The organism is Nocardia albiluteola (assembly GCF_018860155.1).
Lineage (GTDB): Bacteria > Actinomycetota > Actinomycetes > Mycobacteriales > Mycobacteriaceae > Nocardia > Nocardia albiluteola.
Genome location: NZ_JAHKNI010000001.1, coordinates 1,137,960 through 1,156,754, shown reverse-complemented (window position 1 = coordinate 1,156,754; position 18,795 = coordinate 1,137,960). Strand labels below are relative to the sequence as shown.

The following is an 18,795-nucleotide window of genomic DNA, read 5'->3' as shown; positions in this document are numbered from 1 at the left end:
GAATGTCTTGCGCCGTCCGACATTCCGAACCCCGAGCCCTCCGGCGCGCTATTACCGGTCCGCAGACATCGGTCCGGCGAATTCCGTCCGAGAGCATGTCGAAATTACTGGGTGCGGATGTCGAGATTTATGGGTGCGAATGCTGAATTGGAATGTCTCCGCAGTGAACTGCCCCCGCGCGAAGGCCTCAGGCGGACGCGCAGAGGGGGCATTGCTCCGGAGGGGCCGACGGATTCGGATGCCCCAGTTCGATGAGCATCATCCAGCAGAAGCGGATCATGTCGCAGTCGCTCAGCGTGCAGTCCGCGTGCCGCTCATGATTCAGCTCTCTATGCATCTACACAGGTGAGAGTGGGTTTCCCGGGATGTCGTGGTAGACGGGGTTCCACCGCAAGGAGCGTCCCTCTCCTTCAGGATCCGGCATGCGCCGCGGTGGCCGGCCGTAGCATCCCGGCCCCGATCAAGGCGCGCTTGGCCTGTCTTTTCAGCGCGCACACGGTAATTGGACAATCGATATGTTCCTGCATGATTCGATGCGCTACGGGGATCGTCATTACGGTCACAGCGTTGTGATCCGCGGGCGGCAGGCCGTACATGGTGGCCCCCTTTCCGATTGGCTGGTCGATGAACGAAATCTTTTCTACGCCAGGCGATGGCGAATCGGCACACATCGACCTACGATGTCGGTTGTAATCGCTCGATCACCACCGGGGCTCTCGCCCGTAGATTCCTTTCCGGCAGGGGTATATCGGTTATGCGCTATTTCCGAGATCGCGTTCTCCGGCAGAGCCCTCTCCGCCGCAACGCCTTCCGGCATACCGCTCCCCCGATCAGCACCATCCGGTACGGGGCCTACCGGCGCGGGCCGTTCCAGTACGGGGTGCAGATTCGTTAGGGAGGCAAAGGGAATGGCAGGATCTACGCTCGCGCGGCGGTCGCTCGGCCGGCGGTTGCGGCAGCTCAGGGAAGCGGCACAGATGAGCCAATCGGCGGCGGGGAGAGCGGTTGAGCTGTCCCCGCAGTCCATCGGGAGGTTGGAGGACGGGCAGGCGACGCGGACGTCGAGTTTGCATATCAACGCGCTGTGCGATGCATATCGGGTAAGCGATGCCGAGCGAAAGGTGTTGCTGGCGTTGGGCGCTGAGGTGCGGGAGGCACACAAGTCCGGAGGAAGATGGTGGCGAGCCTACGCCGACGAGATTCCGATGGACTTCAATCACTATATCTCGCTTGAGGATTCGGCCAGCAATATCACTTTCTGGTCGACACTCCTGATACCGGGACTGTTCCAGACCTCCGACTACCGGCGGGCGCTGGCGTGGACCGAGCATCCGACAAAGACACACGATGAGGTCGAGCGACTTGTGCAGTTGGCCTCGAGGCGACAGCGTCGACTGCGGGACCCCCGGGTCACGATCGTTGTCCTGATCTTCGAAGCGGCGTTGCGCTGCCAGGTAGGCAGCGTCGCGGTCATGGAGGAGCAGTTGCTGAGACTCGCTGCGCTCAGCGAGTATCCGAACATCACGATCCAAGTCGTGCCGTACAAGGCGTCCAACCATTTAGGGTCTCTCGTCGGCAAGTTCGTGTTGCTGGATTTCCCACCTCTGCCTGCGACCAAGCTGCAGGAACCATCGGTCGTCTACGTCGAGGGCTTCGCGGGCAGCCTCTACCTCGAGCGAGAGTCCGAGGTAGAGCAGTATCGGCAAGCGGGAGAACAGATCCGGCGTGTAGCGTTGAACCCAATCCAATCCAGAGAGCTGATCCTGGAAATAGCAAGGGAGTGTGCCCAATGAGCATCAACCTCATCGGCGCTCAATGGTTCAAGTCCAGCAAAAGCAGGGAGACCTCGGCTTGCGTGGAGGTTGCCTTCCTGAACGAAGATCACGTCGGCGTCCGCGACTCGAAGAATCCGACCGGTCCGGCACTGATCTTCGCGCCTGCGGAGTGGGATGCCTTCACCGCTGACGTGCGGGACGGCGGACTCGATCACGCTTGATCGAACGTGCGTGAGGACCGGACACATTGTGTCCGGTCCTCACGCCGTTTATGCCCCGTAACCTCGTTGAAGATGCGGCCCGTGATAACCGATCAGTTGAACCCCCGCCCGAGTGCCCAGTAGGGTTCCGGGAAGCGGGGGGACGCCAACCAGCCCCCACATCGGGCGACAGTGGAGGGCGACGGATGACCCAGAGGTCGAAGACACTCAGCGTGGTCGCGCTGACCGCCGCCGCGGGGCTGACGCTGGCTGGATGTGGAAAAACCAACACTGGATCGCCGACATCGGCCGCACAGACCACGACGGCAAGCAGCAGCGCAGCTGCGGCTACAACCACCGCGTCCGATTCCGCAGTGAAGCAATGGGACCCCTGCACTATTCCAGATTCGGCTGCTTCCGGTCTGGGTCTTAATGCGACCTCAAAGACCGACCAGATCGCCGGAACGACGTTCGATGGTTGGAAAACCTGTGGATGGCAGGCCAACGACAAGACCTACACCTTCGAGATGTTCACCTCTAGTCACACATTGAGCGAATACAAGCAGCGAACGGACTACGAAGGATTTACCCCGATAACCGTCGGAAGCCACCAAGGTCTTCAGTATCACGCCGTGGGTCAGGCTGATATTGATTGCTCAATCAGCCTGCAAGTGACAGGCGGCACTGTCGACTTCGAAGTGGTCAACCAATACGGAAAGCCGGGCCTTGGAGAGCCCTGCGCCACAGTTCACCGCCTTGCGGATGGTCTGGCCCAGTACCTCCCGGGGACGTAGGGAGGGGATAGTGGACGGCGTCGATCCTAGCCAGTGGAAGACCCTGCTGGACAAGGCTAATTCAGGCGAACTATACCTCGATCCGGAGACAGGCAAGGGCCTGGACAAGGTGTGTGACGATCACATCGACGAGTTGAACAAAGTCCTCACATCATCGTTGTTCCTGGATCGTATAACAGGTTTCGGTAATTTCAACTCAGGCAAGACCCTCGAGAAGAAGTTCTCCGCAATCGCAAACGGGGACGATCGCTCGTTGAACACCGTGATCAAGCAGCATATCGACAGCGTCAATACCGCCAAGCAGGTCGTAGCGAAGGCAATTGCGAATTATGTCGCTCTCGACGAGGAGCATCGCCGCCAGATCGAGGCGGTGACCCCGCAATGAGCTACGACGACTACAAGCGCAAAGTTATTGCTGCCCAAGAGCAGTGGAACAAAGACCGAGATTGGATCTACAAGACCGAGGGCCAAGGTAATTACGGCACCGAGTTCTCCGGCGATGTCCAAAATCCGGCGATCACTACCCCGGACAGCTACGACCACATGGACCTCGCGGCCATGCAGCAGTCCGTCAATGCGATGAATCCGAAGCAGGTTGACCAAGCGGTCACGGCCTGGGCGAACATCGGCGCAACCCTCACCGGCACCTTCTCCCAATTCCAGCAACAGTTCGCCAAGACGATCAACGGCGACAACGGCCACTCCGGCTGGCGAGGCCAAGCCGCCACAGCTGCGGTCCAAGCGGTGAACAACTACACCGACAAATCCAACCACCTGGCGCACGCGGCAACCGCTGTCTCCCTGAAGCTTTCGGAGATGAAGACCGGCCTCGAGGAAACCCAGTCCCTGATGCCCGGCGTCACGACCCCCACACCGTCCGGCAAGACCCTGCCCACCGACGGCGTCATGAAGGTCGACGACCACAACAAGCAGGAAGCCACCCAGGAAGCCCGCCGCATCCTCACCACCGTCTACGGCCCGGTGGCCAGCCAGACCGATACCGGCGTCCCCTACCTGCCGACGGCCCCGCAGCTCACCTCGGACCCGAACGGCCCGGTCGGCCCCTCGGGCCCGAACTCCAAGCCCGTCACACCCGCAGGCGGCACCGGCCCGACCAACACCGGCGCGTCCGGCCCGAGCGCCGGCGGCGCGACCGGCCCCGCCAACAGCGGCGCCACTGGCCCCGATTCGAGCAAGAGTCCGGGCGCGACCGGCCCCGGCGAGTCCGCCACCGGTCCGTCCTCCACCTCCTCGAACCCCGCCGATTCCACCTCGACCGCGGGCGTGAAGTCGCAAAGCTACAGTCCGACAACACAATCGTCGACCCCTTCCATGGCCACATCGGTCTCCAGCCCGACTACGCCGGGAACGACGTCCAGCCCGAACTATTCGAGCTACACGCCGGGTTCGAACCTCGGCGGCTCGACCAACTCCGGCATCCAGACGCCGACCACGAATGCGCCCGGCCGCAGCGTGCCCGGCAGCACCGGCACCGCGCAGCCCGCCGCCGTGTCCACCACCTCCGCGGCGGCCGCGGCCCGCGCGGGCACCACCGGCATGACGGGCATGAACCCGGCCGCGGCCAAGGGAAAGGGCGAGGACTCCGAAAAGTCCGGCACCCCGGACTATCTGGTCACCAAGGAGCACGGCGACGAACTCACCGGCCTCGGCGACCAGCCGAAGATGGTGCCCCCGGTCCTCGGCGGAGACTACGATGCCCCCAAGTATTAGATTCACCGGCCTGGAATTCGAAATCCTCTGGGCCGCATACGATCGCGACCGGCTCCCGTATCCCCTGCAATACCGCACCCACATCGAAGATTTCGACACCCTCAAGCGCGCCCGCGAGGCCGCCGTCGACTCGGTACTCCAGAAATACGAGCCGGAACTCGAACGCGCCCTGCATATCCTGGTGAACCCCGAGGCCCGCGTCGAGGCCAAGGGCTTCGGCGGCCCCGGCATGTCCCAGATCTACCGCTTCCACGGCGCGGTGCAGGGTAACGCCGCCGCCGTCATGGTCCAGCTGCCCGGCCCCGCCCCCGACTGCGGCGGCGAGGTAGTCATAAAATATTGCAGTGCAGCCCAATTGGGCGACTACGCGGTGGAATCCCTCCCCAAGCGTAAACCGGGTAGGCGCGCCCCCTTGGAAATCCGTCGCGACGCCCTGGAAGCCGACCGCCGCAACCCCATCCGCCACTCCCCCTCCCTCACCGCTCAATTGGACGAGGTCTTCACCCGCCCCCGCCAGGCCTACGGCGAAATCATGATCTTCCCCGGCCCGGCCCTGGACGCCCGCCGCTCCCCCGGCCGCTCCTTCTGGTGGATGGACTACGAAGACGGCCGCTACTACGTCAAAACCACCAACCCCATCATCGCCAAACCCATAGACCCCAAAGCCCTTGCCGCAGAAGTAAACCGACTGACCAAAATCACAGCCCAATACTTCCGCGAAGACGCCGAACACGACGAATACCTCCGCACCCGCCACCCCTGAATCTCGACTTTCGCGATCCCTCTCGAGCATTCATTCGATCACAGACCGCAGACGTCTTCCCAGACGACCGATATGCGGCAATTGAGGATGTTCGGCAGCTGAGTTGATGAGTGCGGAGGTGAGCCGATCGGTAGAAGCATCCGCTACAAGAGCAGAGGATTGGCGAAGGTCGAGTTGTCGATGATGACGTCCATGAAAGGCAACGGTTCGACCTCGGCGAGGTAGATCTGTTCGGCCGGTAGGTACCGGTCGCGGTGGATCGTCTCGTCGTTGTCCCGCTCGGTGCCGCGGCTGACCGAAATCTCGGGGGATACCTCCAGCCAGATGCGGAAGTCCCAGTATTCGTTGATCTCCGGGCGGAACGCGAAGACACCGTCCACGATCAGCACCGCGTCGTCGTCGGCCGCGGTCACTACCGAGGCATGGTCGATCTGGGTCAGAGGGTCGATCGCGCACAGCGCGCACTCGCCGGAACCGTTGGGGCCGAACGGTTCGAGCAGCAATGCCCGAATGCGCGGGTAGTCGAAGGCGTTGCGGTAGTAGCCCTCTCCGGACTCACGATCGTAGAGGTGCCGGTCACGCCAGGGATTCTTGAAATCATCCAGACTTGCCCGCAGCACGGGCCGCCCGGCTCGGGCGATTCGTTCGGCAAGTTCGTGGCCGAAACTGGTCTTACCCGAGGCGGTCAATCCGTCGATGCCCACCGTCAGCCGATGGTGACCCAGTGCCAAAACGCGTTCGGCGACTTGATCAACCAATGCGGCACGCTCGGGTGAAGCAGACAGGGGAACAGGTTGTTGCCAGGTCGAGACCGAACGATGAATACGCCCCCTTGCCCTCATGCACTGAGCCTAGCCGGGTTCGCTGGAACCGGTACCGGCAAGTGAGCGCTCTGGACCGAGCCTGTCACGGCAGCACCCCATAATCACTCGCTCATCGGCAGATCCGGACGTTCGCGAACGCGTGGGTCGCGGCATGAGGGGATGCTCAGCCGACGGTTTCGCGTCCCGCAAGGAATCGGTCGAGCAGGTCGAACAGCACTTCGAGGATGCGGATTTCCTGCTCGGGAGTGAGATCTGTGACGAAGTCCCACTCGGGCACCGCGATCTGCTCGATCAAACCAGGCCACGTGAAACTGCTTTGGCGACGGAGCTGATTGGCGAGCAGCCAGTCGCGAAAGCCATCCAGTCCTGGGCCGCCCGACCGCCGCGCGGCGTAGTCGTAACCCTCGAGGAAGCACGTCACGCCGCGAACACTGGTGAAGCCGATGAAGATGCCGGGGCGCGCCGCGAACTGTCGGAGGTATTCACGTTCGGTCAGGCTGCTCGGGTCCATCGGCTTCGGCTCGATCTCTCGCGCGCGCCGGGCGAAGTGGGTATCCAAGTCCATGGGTTTCTCCATTCCGCGAGTTCACCATGCCGACGGTGATCGCGCTCAGCATGTACGTGCTCCGGTCAGCCGGGCGCGCAGCCGATTCTGAACACCCTGATCGCGGCAAAGTAGTGCGTTGCGGCGGGTCCGGTTGGATTGTGGCGTGCAGGCTTGCGACGCGCAGGACAAGATGGTCTGTATGGCGGATCCTTTACGACTGCGCGTCGGCGGCTACTACGACTCAGGGATACAGCGCTGGCCAGGGGCAGAACTGATCCTGACCATCGAGGGATGTTTGTTGCTCGTCGACCAGATCTCTCCGACTGCTGAGCAGATCGCCGAGTTCGAAACCGCGCAAGCACAATTCGCCTGGCTCGATGGCCGGCACAACGGGATCCTGCTCTATCGATTCGGCGAAGCCTCGTGGACCGGTCTTCCCTTCAATCCGCACGAAGACACTCCGCCAGGCATGAGCGCCGGACTGCCGAGGGTCGAATCCCGACAGCACCTAGCGGTTTCGGTCGGCCTGGCCGACGTCGATCGTGCACCGGTAGTGGCCGTGCGCACCATCCGATGGCCCGAGCGCTTCGTCAGCGCAATCAGCGCAACAGTGCTGAGACTGACCCAGCAAGACTTCGACCACGCCAGCAGGATCGACGAGGCCAACTACCTGCACCTGTTCGTCGGAAACGAACGACTGGCCCAGCGCGCGGGGATGCGCTGCACGAGCACGAACTGAAGCGCATACCATCGGCCCGCTCCGCAGTGGTTCGGGGAGCGCGTCACGCACGCCATTCGGCAAGAGCGGACATGCTGCGCCGCAGTCGATCTCGCCGAGTAGAACACCCGCCCAGCGGCATGACATGACGTATCGCTTGCAGATCGTTTGGTAGCGTCAGCATCACCGGTCTGGCCTTACGAGCCGGTCAGGGGTTAGGGGGATGGATGGACACGGCCCAGCGTTATCAGTTCTTCGCCGAGTACGAGGTGCGTGGACATTCACCATGCTACGAGGCTTGGGGCCACGAAATTGCCAGCGACAAGGATGTTCTCGGGCTGATCGACCAGCTTCCTCCAGAGAAGCGGCAACCGAACCTCATCCTGGGCGCGGCTCGCTACCTCGGCGTCGAACCATCGAACTATCGAAATTTCAAGACTTGGCTGACCGACCATTGGGCACAAGTCGTCGAGGTCGCGATGAGTCGGCGCACACAGACAAACGAGCCCGGCCGGACCGCAGTGCTGCTGCCGGTGCTGGCACAGATTCCGGGACCGCTGTCGCTGATCGAGGTGGGGGCCTCGGCCGGGTTGTGCCTGTATCCCGACCGGTACAGCTACCGCTACGACGACCAAGTGGACATCGATCCGACCGACGGACCGTCTTCGGTGGTGCTGCCTTGCGCGACATCAGGGAATCCGCCCTTGCCCGAGGGCCTGCCCATGGTGGTTTCGCGCGCTGGGGTCGATTTGAATCCGCTCGATGTCAACGACTCCGATGATGTGCGCTGGCTCGAGTGCTTGGTCTGGCCGGAGCAGCAGCATCGGCTGCAGCGATTACGGGCCGCGGTCGGCGTCGCTCGTATGGACCCACCTCGATTGGTCGTCGGTGACCTGCTCGATTCGGTCGCGAAGCTGGTCGATGCGGCTCGATCGGGCACCACCGTGGTGGTCTTCGGTAGCGCAGTGCTGGCCTACCTCGATCCAGATTCTCGTCGCGTATTCGAGTCGACTGTGCGGGGTCTCGATTGCCGTTGGATCGCCAACGAGGGCGCTGGCGTGATCGAGTCTGTCGCCGCGCGGCTGCCCGGGCCACTCGGCAGTGCCCGGGGCAGGTTCGTTGTCAGTCTCGATGGTCAACCGCTTGCCTACGCGGGCGGACACGGGCAAACGCTGGACTGGATCTCCCAGACCGACCTGCACACACCATAATCGGCAGGAGCGGACGTCCTCGGCGCTCAGATAGGCATGGCCCGTTGACCTTCGCCCGCACGGCGCAGGCCGTCTCGGGCAGCACGCCACGCGGCATTGGCGTGCGTCTCTACATCCCGGGTGGCAATTGACAGCGCGCCACGGAACCGCCCCGGATCGCCCGCCCAGCGGCAGAAGAGCTTACTCGGGCCGACTAGGTGTCACTTCCTGACAGAGGCAGGACCACGGATCTGCGAACATGGCTGAAGATCACCGAGGTTCGCACGTGCACGATCTCCCTCCGTTGGGTGAGGCGGTCCAGAATGAAGGCGCTGAGCTGATCGTTGTCGGCTACCGCGATGTGTAGCAGGAAGTCGTCGCCGCCGGACATGACGAAGTAGGACAGCACTTCGGGCAGGTTCGCCACGAACGCCTGGAACGACTCGATCACCGTGCGGTCGGGCGGGCGCAGCTGCACCGCCACGATCGCCTGGGTGCCGCGGCCGATCTTCCGCAGGTCCACATCGGCGTGCTGGCCGCGCAGGATGCCGCGGTTGGTCAACCTGCGGATGCGTTCCAGGCAGGTGGACTGTGCCACGTGCAGGCGGGCGGCCAGGTCCTTGTTCGTCAGCCGGGAGTCCTCCTGCAGGAGTGCCAGCAATGCCGTGTCAAGTTCGTCCAGCACTAGCGTCAGCGCCCCTTCTCCGTGCATAGTTCGCGATATTCGATAGAGATCCGAATTTATCACGGCTATTGTCGGAAACATTCGTAGCCACTGTTAATTTGGCGCGATGCTTCCCTGTAGCGACGAGCTCGTCGCAATCGGCCCCATGAGACCCGCGCGCGGGCGCACCTCGGCGGTCGTGGCCGTGGTGGTGGCGGCGCTGATTTGGAGCACGTCGTACGCGGTCACCAAAGTGACGTTGGCGCAGATCCCGCCGCTGACGATCGGTGCACTCCGGTTCTGCGCCGCCGCCCTCATCCTCGCCGTGGTGGTCCACGCCAGGCGCGACCGACGGCCGCCGACAGTGCGGCAGCGGTTGGTCATCGGTGCGGCCGGGCTACTGGGCATCGCGGCATACTTCGCGGCGGAAAACTTCGGCGTCGACCTGGCGACGGCCTCGGATGCGACGCTGATCGTCGCCTCCTACCCGATCATCACCCTGGCCCTGGAGGTGATCCTGCGGCGGGCCACGTTGTCGATGATCCGGCTGACGGGCATGTTGATTGCCGTCGCCGGGGTCTGGCTGGTCGTGCGCGGCGGGGCAGACCGCGACCTCGGGAACCGGTTGTGGGGCGATGCGCTGCTGATTCTCGGTGGGCTCATCTGGACCGGATACAACCTGGTGGCGCAGCGCGACACCTCGGGCGCCTCGCCGATGGTGGTGACGTACTACCAGACTCTGGCCGGGGCACTCGGATTCCTGGCGATGTCGCTGTTCGAGACGGACCGCTGGGCGTGGCCGTCGCCGACTGACCTCGGCCGTGTGCTCTTCCTCGCCGGACCCTGCTCGGTGGCCGCGTTCGGGCTCTACAACTACGGATTACGCCGGCTGCCGTCCAGCGTAGCGGTCAACCTACTCAACATCGTCCCAGTGGCAGGCCTGGTATGGGCGGCGTTGCTGACCGGGGAATCGGTTGGCGCGCAACAGATCATCGGCGGCGCGATCGTCATCGCCGGCGTGGTGGCCGGCCTGTACCAGCGAAACGACCACCAATACGCAGACATATCAAACACGGAAAAGGACCACGTATGACAAGCCGGCCAGAGTTCAAGTGCGCGATCGTGGTCAGCGACGAGCTGCCCACGGGACTCGCGGTCAACGCCGCCAGCGTGCTCGCACTGACGATGGGCCACCGCATCGAGGGAATCGTCGGCACGGATGTGAAAGACGCTGACGGTGTAGTCCATCCCGGCGTCATCTACACCCCGCTGCCGATCCTGGTGGCGCCGCACCACCAGGTCGGTACCATCGTGCAGACCGCGGCCGCTCGGGACGAACTATTCTTCGTCGGTTTCAGTTCCCTGGCCCAGGCCTGCAAAACCTACGAGGAATACATCGACAAGATGGCGTCCACCCCGACCGCAGACCTGGCCAGTGTCGGCGTCGGCCTGTACGGCCCGCGCAAACAGATCAACAAGCTCGTCGGCTCACTACCTCTGCTACGCTGACAGACCTTCTCGGGGCAGTCCCGTTTCCGCCTACGCGCTGCGGGAGGTCTGGGACATCTTCGCTCACCACGACTGACTGCAGAACCGACTTCTCGAGCATCGCCCCCGATTCCCGACCGGCTGGTCCTACAAGTTGATATTCTCGGCCCGAAACCTGTTCAGGGGGTGGTGTTTCGGTGGCCCGAAGCCGCGAGCCCAGGCGGCGCGTAGTCCAAGTAGCCGGCCGCGTACGCAAGCCCCAGGCAAGTCCCCCCGCACCGGCCGCTGCGCCACCCCCGACACCAGCCACACCACCAAGCCCCCCAACCCCAGCGGAAGGCACGCCACCGGCAAGCCCCCCAGCTCCGGCGGAAGCCACTTCCTCGGCGAGCCCTTCGGACCCTCCAACCGGCTGGAAACACCCGTTCGCGTCGCTGACCAAACCAGGTAAGGCTCTCGTCGGCCTGGTGGCCACCGGCGTGATCGGCGGTCTGATCACGTTGTTGATCAACGCATACGGCCCCACCATCACCGACATGATCAGCTCGGGTCCGCCGCTCGACGTCGTCGTGCAATACGACAAATCGCTGACGGCCTACGGCCGGTACGCGCTCCCTGGGAAGCTGGCGGGAAATGCGATACCCCAGAGGGATCTCGCCACGCAGCATCCGGAGGCGGTGGCGGTCGGTGGATTCACCGTGAAGCTGATTCTCCAGGGCCGGCGCAGCCAGCCCGCCCTGATCACCGATCTGCGGGCGCGCGTGCTGGTCCGCTCGAAACCCATTGCGGGGACTCTCATCTCGACATGGGGGAGTGAGAACACCAATACGAACGGCTGCATGTACCTGGCCGATCTCGCGCCCACCTTCATGACGCCGGATCCCAACGCACCGGGATGCCTGCCGGGAGCGAAACCCTATTTCGCGGTGCACAATCTGACGCTCAATCGCGGCGAGCAGGCCGTGATCGACGTGAACGCCATGGTGAGCCAGCAGAATCCGACACCACCACAGGCCGTCGGCTCCTACGAATGGGAATTCGTACTGCGTGTCGTACAGAACGGCAAGGCCACCGATATGACGATTCGCGATGGCACACAACCATTTCGACTGACCTCCCTCGCACCCGGCTACCAGGCGGCCTACTCCGGCGTCGGGGTGTTGAACGCCCAGGACCCCGCACAGGAGCTCCACCGAGCCCTCACCAACGGGACGCCGCCGTGATCCGCGCCGCGCAAGCGGCACTGACCGTCGCCGTGATCGTCCTGGCGCTGACGGCGCTCGCGGCGGACGCACACCTCGCACCGAAACAGAGTGTGGTTCAACTGAAGCCGGTGAGCGCCGACCCGAACACCAGCGTCTCCGACGTGGCGTTCAGCCCCGACGGTCGATCCCTGGCCGCCCTGGTCACCGCCACCGACGCCCTTCCGGCCGGCCCGACGCCGGCGCCCGTCACCGCCAGAACCGTGGAACTGTGGAACATGCGGACCGGGCACCTCGACTGGATGTTTCAGGACGCCCACGGTCACATTTCCCACATCCTGTTCGGCCCGGACGGTCACACCCTGGTCCTGCTGGTGGCCGACACCGTCGAACTGTGGGATCTGCGCAACCACGAACTGATCGCCACCCTCGACGCCTGCCCGAGCGGCAAGAACAGTTGTCCCGACGAGCGGCACGACTGCCACGAGTACGCCGGCGAATGCAGGGACGACCTCGGCTACCAGCAGGCGGCGTTCAGCCCGGACGGCCGTACTCTCGCGGTCAGCGGCCACTGGTCCGATTCTTATGATTCCGTGGACATCTGGGACTACCGAACACGAAAGCTGGTCAACTCCTTCCCCACCGGCCTCCCGAACGGCCTGGCGGCGACGATGGAGCCGCGTAGTCTCCATTTCAGCCTCGACTCTGCGCAGCTGACGGGAATCGGATCCGTGTCCGGCCCGGACGGAGCACAGGATGCCGTCGCCACCTGGGACGTTCAGACCGGAAGCCTGGTCACCCAGACGACATTCGATCTCAACCGCTCCGTCGGCGCCTTCGACCTCAGTCACGACGAGCGGCGTCTGGCAATCACCTACAACCAGCAACGGCAACCGGTCGTGGAGATCTGGCAGCTGGCGAACGGAAAAATCGACACAACCCTCAAATACGATGTCGACGATGTCGGCACGCTCTCCTTCGGTCTCGATGATCGCACGCTCGCCGTCGCGGTCGACGACAACAGCATCATGCTGGCGGACACCACCGGGCACCATCCTGCGGCCAAGTTGAGCGGTCCCCCCACGCTGCCGTTCTCCCTCGTGAACACGGCGGCAATAAGCCCGGACGGCCGCGTCATCGTCGGTGTCACCCTCGACGGCATCGCACTGCTCTGGGAATTGGGCTCCCGCCAGTTCATCGCCGCCAAGAACCCCCAGTGCGCGGGCCTCTGCGCATACGACGGAGACATGGCATTCTCCACCGACAGCCGGCTACTGGCTTTGGCCCGGCTGAACGGCGTCATCGACATCGTCCGCCTGCAATGACCTCGACCACAGTATTACCGGACAGCCCCGCCTGGCGGTGAGCCCGGACGGCACGATGCCAGCCGCAGACGGCGAACCAGGCACGCCGACAAGGCATTTGACGTCGCGGATCAGGGCGTAATGGCGCCACCGGCCGGAATCCGGCGCTAACGCAGTGATGCCCCGGGGATAGGGCCGGGGCATCACGAAAATGGCTGTGGCTGTGGCTATTTCTTACCGGATCCGCCACCAGCCACGAAAGTCGTTCGTGCAGCCACCCATTCGTCGCCGGTCACGGATCCGATCAACCCGAAGTCGATGTGCAGGCCCGTGAGGTTTCCATCGACGTCTTTCGTCGCCATTACTGGATAGCCGCCATCACCGTCGCCGGATCGGCCAGAGATGAAATTTTCTCCGGTGGGAAGGGGCAACACGTAGTTCGGATTGTCTTCCAAGTCGGCAAGATCGATCTCGTCCGCAGTTTGGCAACGCGACGCGGCGTGGGCATCGACAAAGCATGCACAGCCGGTATCGACGCCAATGACATTGCCCGCCTTCTGCCCCGCTACCGGCTCGACCGCGCAGGGAACCGCTGGCTCAACGGACATCGTTGATTTGTCGCTGATTACCAAACTCAAGAAGGCGGTACCGCCATCGAAGTCGAGAGGCGTCGTGAAAACTGTAGCGCGTACTGGATACTGACCAGCGGGGATGGGACCGAACACGGGGATAAGTCCGGTTCTCCCATGTTCGTCGGCGACGAAACTCACACGGTGAGCACCTATGTAGCCGGGGTCGCACGCTGCGACATAACCGGACGGGACAGTAAGAAGCCCCAAATCCTCGACGCTGAGTGTGGCTTCGCGGACACCACCGACCATCCGTTCCCACCTGTTTCCGAGCTTCGGGGCAGCCCCCGTCTGGAGCGCGTAGAAGTACTCGGCCGTGGGGGCAATATTCAATTCTGGAGCGTGTTCGGCGCCGGATTTCATGGGTGCCAGCGATGGGGGAAGCCCCGACCGACACCACCATTCGTGTGACGTGCCAGAGATCACAACGCCGAAATCAAGGTGCAGACCAGTTAGTGCCCCGTTGGCATCCCTGGTCGCCATAATCGGAAAAGTGCCCTCGATACCCTTGCTGTATGCAAGGGTGTCGCCATCTGATTCCCTCAGTAGCGCGATCGTGCCGCACTGGAGCCCGTCCGCGGATCTTCTTGTTTGCATCGAAACAAGCAGCTCGAGATGTGCCCGCCCATTTGCCGGGGTATAAGCAGCAGCAGCGTGCGCATCCATGAAAGTGGCAGAGCTTGTTACTCGAACGCCGTTGCGTACCGCCGAGGAAGCATCCTCGCCGAAACCATCGAAGTCTGCGCCTTCGGCGACCCACGGTTCGACCGTGACCGCTGGGATGTCACTGAGTACCAGACTCATATATGCCTCGGAAAAGCTACCGCCGTTACTCCGGAATCCGGTCAGACGTACCGGGTATTTCCCGGGCGGCACCGGGCCGAACACGGGAAGCAGGCCGATACCGGGACGATCGCTTGAAGGACCAACAGCGACAGCACCCAGATCATGGGCGTTCCCCACGGCAACCCGCCCACTGGGGACACTCAGCTCACCTACGTCGCGGACCTCGAGCACCACCTTATGAATGCCACTCCGGACAAACCAACCGTCCCAGAGGTCACTGTTTATCGGTGCCCGCCCGCTACCGAGTGCAAAGAAATCGTCGATCCCGCTCATCGCGGGCATCGTAGCAAAGAAACCATCCGTGAGAAGGTGAACCGCCGCTGACATTGACCTTGTGGAACCTTTCGGGCGCAAGCGGTTTGAACAAATGGTCACGCCCGAGGACGTCGTGCATCCTGTTCGATCGGGCAGATTCGCCAGCTGCGGCCGATAGGTACGGCCCAGCAGATGCAGCAGACCGAACACGATATCGCTGTAACTTCCTGTGTCGGTGATGATCTGCTCGGAGAGCCGCACATGAAACCACCAGCGTCGCAACGATGCCCGCGATTCGCCAAGCAGGTCAGGCGGTCTCAACCCCTGGTCGGGCTTAGCGCCGGATTCCGGCCGGATGCGCCACTACCCCCGATCATGTGAAGCCCCCAGTGTGACCAGCCGGGAAGACTACCCTGGGCAGGTGACCTCAGCAGGCGATGGTGACACCGAAGACAACGCCGTTCGGTCGAATGAGCTTTTCGCAGTACGTCTATCCGAACTGTTCCGGGCCGCGGGAGACCCGACCCTGGAGCGGGTCACCCGGCAGACGCGGGAGCGGCTCGGACCGACCTGGAAGGTCCCGACCATCCAGCGGGTCCAGTCGTGGCGCGCGGGAAAGCACGTTCCCGCCAAGTTCGCATCGCTCGAGCCGATCCTGGTGACGCTGAGACATCTAGCGCGGCAACGGAAGTCGACCGAACCGGTCGCGGCGCTCACGATGGGCGCATGGCAGAAGCTATGGCAGGAGGCCCGCGACAAACCCGCCGCGACCGCGTCGGTGTCACGCCCGGTTACCGACACCCTGCCACGAGACATCCCGCTGATCGGCCGGGGTGAGGAACTGGAGCGGATCGCGGGCATCGCCGAACGCGGTGGGGTGCTGTCGATCAGCGGTATGCCGGGCGTGGGCAAGACCGCGTTCGTCACCAGTGTGGCGCACCGGCTGGAGGACCGGTTTCCCGACGGTCGATTGTTCGTGGACCTGCAGGCCCACGCGCCCGGCCGCACCGCGGCGTCGCCTTCCGATGTGCTGGCCGGGCTGCTCACCGATCTGGGGATGGATTCGCGCGAGATCCCCGACACCCTCGAGAGCCGTCGTAGCCGGTGGCGGGATCGAGTGGCGGGGAAGCGCATCCTGCTGGTGCTCGACGACGCCGGGGATCGGGCACAGGTCGAACCGCTGCTGCCGACCGGACCGGACTGCCTGACCCTGATCACCAGCCGACGACAGCTCGTCGCGCTCGATGATCACGAGCCGTTCGTCCTCGACTCGTTGCAGCCGGACCGGGCGGCCGAATTGTTCTGCACGCGAGCGCGTCTCGATTTGGCCGACCGCGATCATCCGGCGGTGGCCGAGATCGTCCGGCTGTGCGGGTGCCTGCCCCTGGCGATCGTGCTCATCGCGGGCCGCATGCGCTATCACTCGGCATGGACCGTCACCACCGTCGCCCGCGACCTGGCCACCGCTCAGGATCGCCTCGGCGAATTCGAGGCCGATGAGCGGGCCGTGCGCGCCGCGTTCACGATGTCCTACGACGTGATGCCACCCGATCGGCAGCGTCTGTTCCGGCGCCTCGGCATCCACCCGGGCCGCACCGTCGACAAGTTCGCCGCCGCGGCGTTGGACGGCGTCGAGGTGGCCGACGCCCGTCGCGAACTGGAGGCGCTGTTCACCGAACATCTTCTCCAGGAACAGCTCGAGGGCCGCTATCGGATGCACGACCTGCTGCGCGTCTACGCGAGCGAGTTGGCCGACCACGACCCGGCGGTCGATCGGCGGGCCGCCGTGGATCGTGTCCTGACCTACTACTGGCACGCCGGCGAAATCGCCGATCGGTGTCTGGCGGTCGAAACCCGTTCGCGGCGGCCGCCGATCAACGGCGCGTTCCCCGCCACACCGCGTCCGGCGAGCCGGGCGCATGCGCTGGCCTGGCTGCGGGCCGAGCGCGACAACCTGCTGGACTCTCTCGAATATGCCGCCGCCGACCGAGCGGGACGGCAGGAAGCGATCGGCCTGACCGGCGTCGTGGCCGGGCTGCTGCGCCTCGACGGCCCCTGGCCGGTGGCCATCGAGCTGCATCGCCGCGCGGCCGCCCTCGCCAACTTCGACGGAGACCGGCGAGGCGAGGCGGACGCCCAGTACAACCTGAGCGTAATGCGGTATGCCACAGGCGATTATCCGGGCGCTGTCGGTCCGATGCTGGAGGCGTCGGCGATCTATCAGGAGATCGGCCACCCGGCAGACCACGCGCGGGCCCTCGGCATGCTCGGCACCCTCGCATACGCCACGGGCGACTACCCTCGCACGGCCGAGCTGATGCAGCGGGCGGCCGCGATCTACGAGAGAGACGGCGACGGCTCGGCCGGGGCCTATGCCCTCATCGGGCAGGGCATGGCCGGATATGCTACCGGCGACTATCCCGTTGCGGCACAATGGGTCAGCCGCGCTCTGCAAGCATTCAGGGACATCGGCGACAGCGTCGGAGAGGCGGCCGCGCTCGACCGGCTCGGGGTGATTCAGTATGCGACCGGCGACTATTCGCTGTCGGCGGCCTCGGTCGAGCAGGCGCTCACGATCTACCGAGCCGCCGGGGACCGATTCGCCGAGGCGCACGCGCTGAACGCGCTGGCATCGGTGCGGTTCGCGACCGCCGAGTACGCGGTCGCCGCCGATCACGCGTGGGAGGCGTTGCAGATATTTCGGACGGTCGGCGACCGGGTGGGCGAGGCGTACGCGCTGGACAGTCTCGCCAGGCTGCACTTCACCACCGCGGAATGGCAGTCCGCGGGCGACGATATGAACCGTGCGCTGGCGATATTCCGGGACATCGGCGACCGGGTGGGCGAGGCCTACGCCGTGAACGATCTCAGCCTGTCCCAATACATCAGCGGCGATTATTCGGGAACGGTCGAACGCATGGAAGCCGCGATGCTGATATTCCGTGATATCGGCGACCGCGTCGGCCAGGCGTATACGCTCATCGGGCTGGGCCTGGTGGCGTATGCGAACGGTGACTACACCGCCGCCAAGGACCCGATGCTCGAGGCCCGCGCGCTGTTCGAGCAAATCGGCGACAAGGTCGGCCTGGCGTATGTTCTGGTCGGCCTCGGCCGGTTGCGCATTGCGACAGGAGAAGATACGGGCGCAGCCGACCTGCTGGCACAGGCATCGACGATATTCGGCGATATCGATGACAAGGTGGGCCAGGCGTACGTCCTGATCAGTCAGGGGAGGCTGCGCTTTGCCATAGGCGACGGCAACGGAGCGATCGAACTGCTGCTGCGGGCCGAGCGGATCTACCGGGACATCGGCGATCGATTCGGGCAGGCCTTCGCCCTGGGCGGCGTCGCCCTGCTGCACTATGCGCAGGGGAACTCATCCGGAGCGATCGATCCGGCGGAAAGGGCATTGGGCATCTTCGATGCGATCGGCGATCGCGTCTGTCACGCTTACACATTCGTCGGACTGGGCCTGCTGCGGTACGCCGACGGTGACCATTCCGGCGCGGTCGCCATGGTGGAACAGGCGCCGGCGATGTTCCACGAGGTCGGCGACCGCGTCGGCGAGGCGTATGCCTTCATCGGACTGGGCCTGCTGCAATACCAGACCGGAAACTACTCCGAGATGGCGAATTGGGCTCAACGGGGATTGGCGACATTCCGTGAGATCGACAAGCATCCCCGGCGCGCGGAATTGCTCGAGCGGATCACGAATACCTGGGAGGAGGCGAGCAATCCGCACGACGCCATCATCTCCTACCTCGATGGGCTGCGCCTCATTCGTGAGATACAGATCCGGTGGCGCAAGCGCCGCGTCTGGCGAGATCTACCGGCGCCGACCAGCCGCCGGTGACGCCCGCGCGGC

General features: G+C 64.1%; 18 protein-coding genes. 13 read left to right on the top strand and 5 right to left on the bottom strand.

Annotated features, from left to right (window positions below; translation table 11 throughout):
- Positions 1–410: 410 nt before the first annotated feature.
- Positions 411–671 carry a hypothetical protein gene (locus KO481_RS05335; RefSeq protein WP_245400275.1) on the bottom strand — a complete coding sequence of 87 codons (261 nt, stop codon included), beginning with the start codon at positions 669–671 and terminating at the stop codon, positions 411–413.
- Between the two features lie 237 nt (positions 672–908).
- Between KO481_RS05335 and KO481_RS05330 the strand changes: the two genes are divergently transcribed.
- The 6 genes from KO481_RS05330 to KO481_RS05305 all read left to right on the top strand — a co-directional run bounded on the left by KO481_RS05330 (position 909) and on the right by KO481_RS05305 (position 5,263).
- Positions 909–1,793 carry a helix-turn-helix domain-containing protein gene (locus KO481_RS05330; protein ID WP_215915720.1) on the top strand — a complete coding sequence of 295 codons (885 nt, stop codon included), beginning with the start codon at positions 909–911 and terminating at the stop codon, positions 1,791–1,793.
- Positions 1,790–1,996: a DUF397 domain-containing protein gene (locus KO481_RS05325; protein WP_215915719.1), complete on the top strand. Its 207-nt coding sequence runs from the start codon at positions 1,790–1,792 to the stop codon at positions 1,994–1,996. The genes KO481_RS05330 and KO481_RS05325 overlap by 4 nt, the downstream gene beginning before the upstream one ends.
- Positions 1,997–2,181: 185 nt before the next feature.
- Positions 2,182–2,769, top strand: coding sequence for a DUF3558 domain-containing protein (locus tag KO481_RS05320; RefSeq protein WP_215915718.1), 588 nt, complete (start codon positions 2,182–2,184; stop codon positions 2,767–2,769).
- Between the two features lie 10 nt (positions 2,770–2,779).
- Complete coding sequence (locus KO481_RS05315; RefSeq protein ID WP_308166329.1) at positions 2,780–3,154, top strand: hypothetical protein; 375 nt, start codon at positions 2,780–2,782, stop codon at positions 3,152–3,154.
- Positions 3,151–4,500, top strand: a complete 1,350-nt coding sequence (locus tag KO481_RS05310; protein ID WP_215915717.1) for a hypothetical protein — start codon at positions 3,151–3,153, stop codon at positions 4,498–4,500. The genes KO481_RS05315 and KO481_RS05310 overlap by 4 nt, the downstream gene beginning before the upstream one ends.
- Entirely contained in the window at positions 4,484–5,263 is a 780-nt protein-coding gene (locus KO481_RS05305) for an ESX secretion-associated protein EspG (protein ID WP_215915716.1), read from the top strand. Before KO481_RS05310 ends, KO481_RS05305 begins: the two co-directional genes overlap by 17 nt.
- A 143-nt stretch (positions 5,264–5,406) precedes the next feature.
- On the opposite strand, the gene KO481_RS05300 is transcribed toward KO481_RS05305, so the two are convergent.
- Together KO481_RS05300 and KO481_RS05295 are read right to left on the bottom strand one after the other, a co-directional pair.
- Positions 5,407–6,021, bottom strand: coding sequence for a nucleoside/nucleotide kinase family protein (locus tag KO481_RS05300; RefSeq protein ID WP_245400273.1), 615 nt, complete (start codon positions 6,019–6,021; stop codon positions 5,407–5,409).
- A gap of 229 nt (positions 6,022–6,250) precedes the next feature.
- On the bottom strand, positions 6,251–6,664 hold the full coding sequence (locus tag KO481_RS05295; RefSeq protein WP_215915715.1) for a hypothetical protein: 414 nt from the start codon (positions 6,662–6,664) through the stop codon (positions 6,251–6,253).
- 133 nt (positions 6,665–6,797) lie between these two features.
- On the opposite strand from KO481_RS05295, the gene KO481_RS05290 reads away from it, so the two are divergent.
- Together KO481_RS05290 and KO481_RS05285 are read left to right on the top strand one after the other, a co-directional pair.
- A complete protein-coding gene (locus KO481_RS05290) occupies positions 6,798–7,373 on the top strand; it encodes a hypothetical protein (RefSeq protein WP_215915714.1) in 576 nt (191 codons plus the stop codon).
- Positions 7,374–7,579: 206 nt separating this feature from the next.
- Positions 7,580–8,563, top strand: coding sequence for a DUF2332 domain-containing protein (locus tag KO481_RS05285; protein ID WP_215915713.1), 984 nt, complete (start codon positions 7,580–7,582; stop codon positions 8,561–8,563).
- Positions 8,564–8,756: 193 nt separating this feature from the next.
- Here the strand turns inward: KO481_RS05285 and KO481_RS05280 are convergent, their stop codons facing one another.
- Complete coding sequence (locus KO481_RS05280) at positions 8,757–9,254, bottom strand: Lrp/AsnC family transcriptional regulator (protein ID WP_245400272.1); 498 nt, start codon at positions 9,252–9,254, stop codon at positions 8,757–8,759.
- Between the two features lie 118 nt (positions 9,255–9,372).
- On the opposite strand from KO481_RS05280, the gene KO481_RS05275 reads away from it, so the two are divergent.
- The 4 genes from KO481_RS05275 (at position 9,373) to KO481_RS05260 (ending at position 13,221) form a co-directional block, all read left to right on the top strand.
- On the top strand, positions 9,373–10,299 hold the full coding sequence (locus KO481_RS05275) for a DMT family transporter (RefSeq protein WP_215915712.1): 927 nt from the start codon (positions 9,373–9,375) through the stop codon (positions 10,297–10,299).
- Positions 10,296–10,715 (top strand): DUF2000 domain-containing protein, encoded by a 420-nt coding sequence (locus KO481_RS05270; RefSeq protein ID WP_215915711.1) that lies wholly within the window; start codon positions 10,296–10,298, stop codon positions 10,713–10,715. Before KO481_RS05275 ends, KO481_RS05270 begins: the two co-directional genes overlap by 4 nt.
- 446 nt (positions 10,716–11,161) lie before the next feature.
- Positions 11,162–11,917 carry a hypothetical protein gene (locus KO481_RS05265; protein ID WP_215915710.1) on the top strand — a complete coding sequence of 252 codons (756 nt, stop codon included), beginning with the start codon at positions 11,162–11,164 and terminating at the stop codon, positions 11,915–11,917.
- Positions 11,914–13,221: a WD40 repeat domain-containing protein gene (locus tag KO481_RS05260; protein ID WP_215915709.1), complete on the top strand. Its 1,308-nt coding sequence runs from the start codon at positions 11,914–11,916 to the stop codon at positions 13,219–13,221. The genes KO481_RS05265 and KO481_RS05260 overlap by 4 nt, the downstream gene beginning before the upstream one ends.
- A 206-nt stretch (positions 13,222–13,427) precedes the next feature.
- Here KO481_RS05260 and KO481_RS05255 read toward each other — a convergent pair whose 3' ends face one another.
- The gene (locus KO481_RS05255) at positions 13,428–15,191 is read right to left on the bottom strand and encodes a DUF4241 domain-containing protein (protein WP_215915708.1); all 1,764 of its coding nucleotides are present in this window, start codon (positions 15,189–15,191) and stop codon (positions 13,428–13,430) included.
- 160 nt (positions 15,192–15,351) lie between these two features.
- Between KO481_RS05255 and KO481_RS05250 the strand changes: the two genes are divergently transcribed.
- Complete coding sequence (locus KO481_RS05250; RefSeq protein ID WP_308166327.1) at positions 15,352–18,783, top strand: tetratricopeptide repeat protein; 3,432 nt, start codon at positions 15,352–15,354, stop codon at positions 18,781–18,783.
- Positions 18,784–18,795 lie beyond the last annotated feature (12 nt).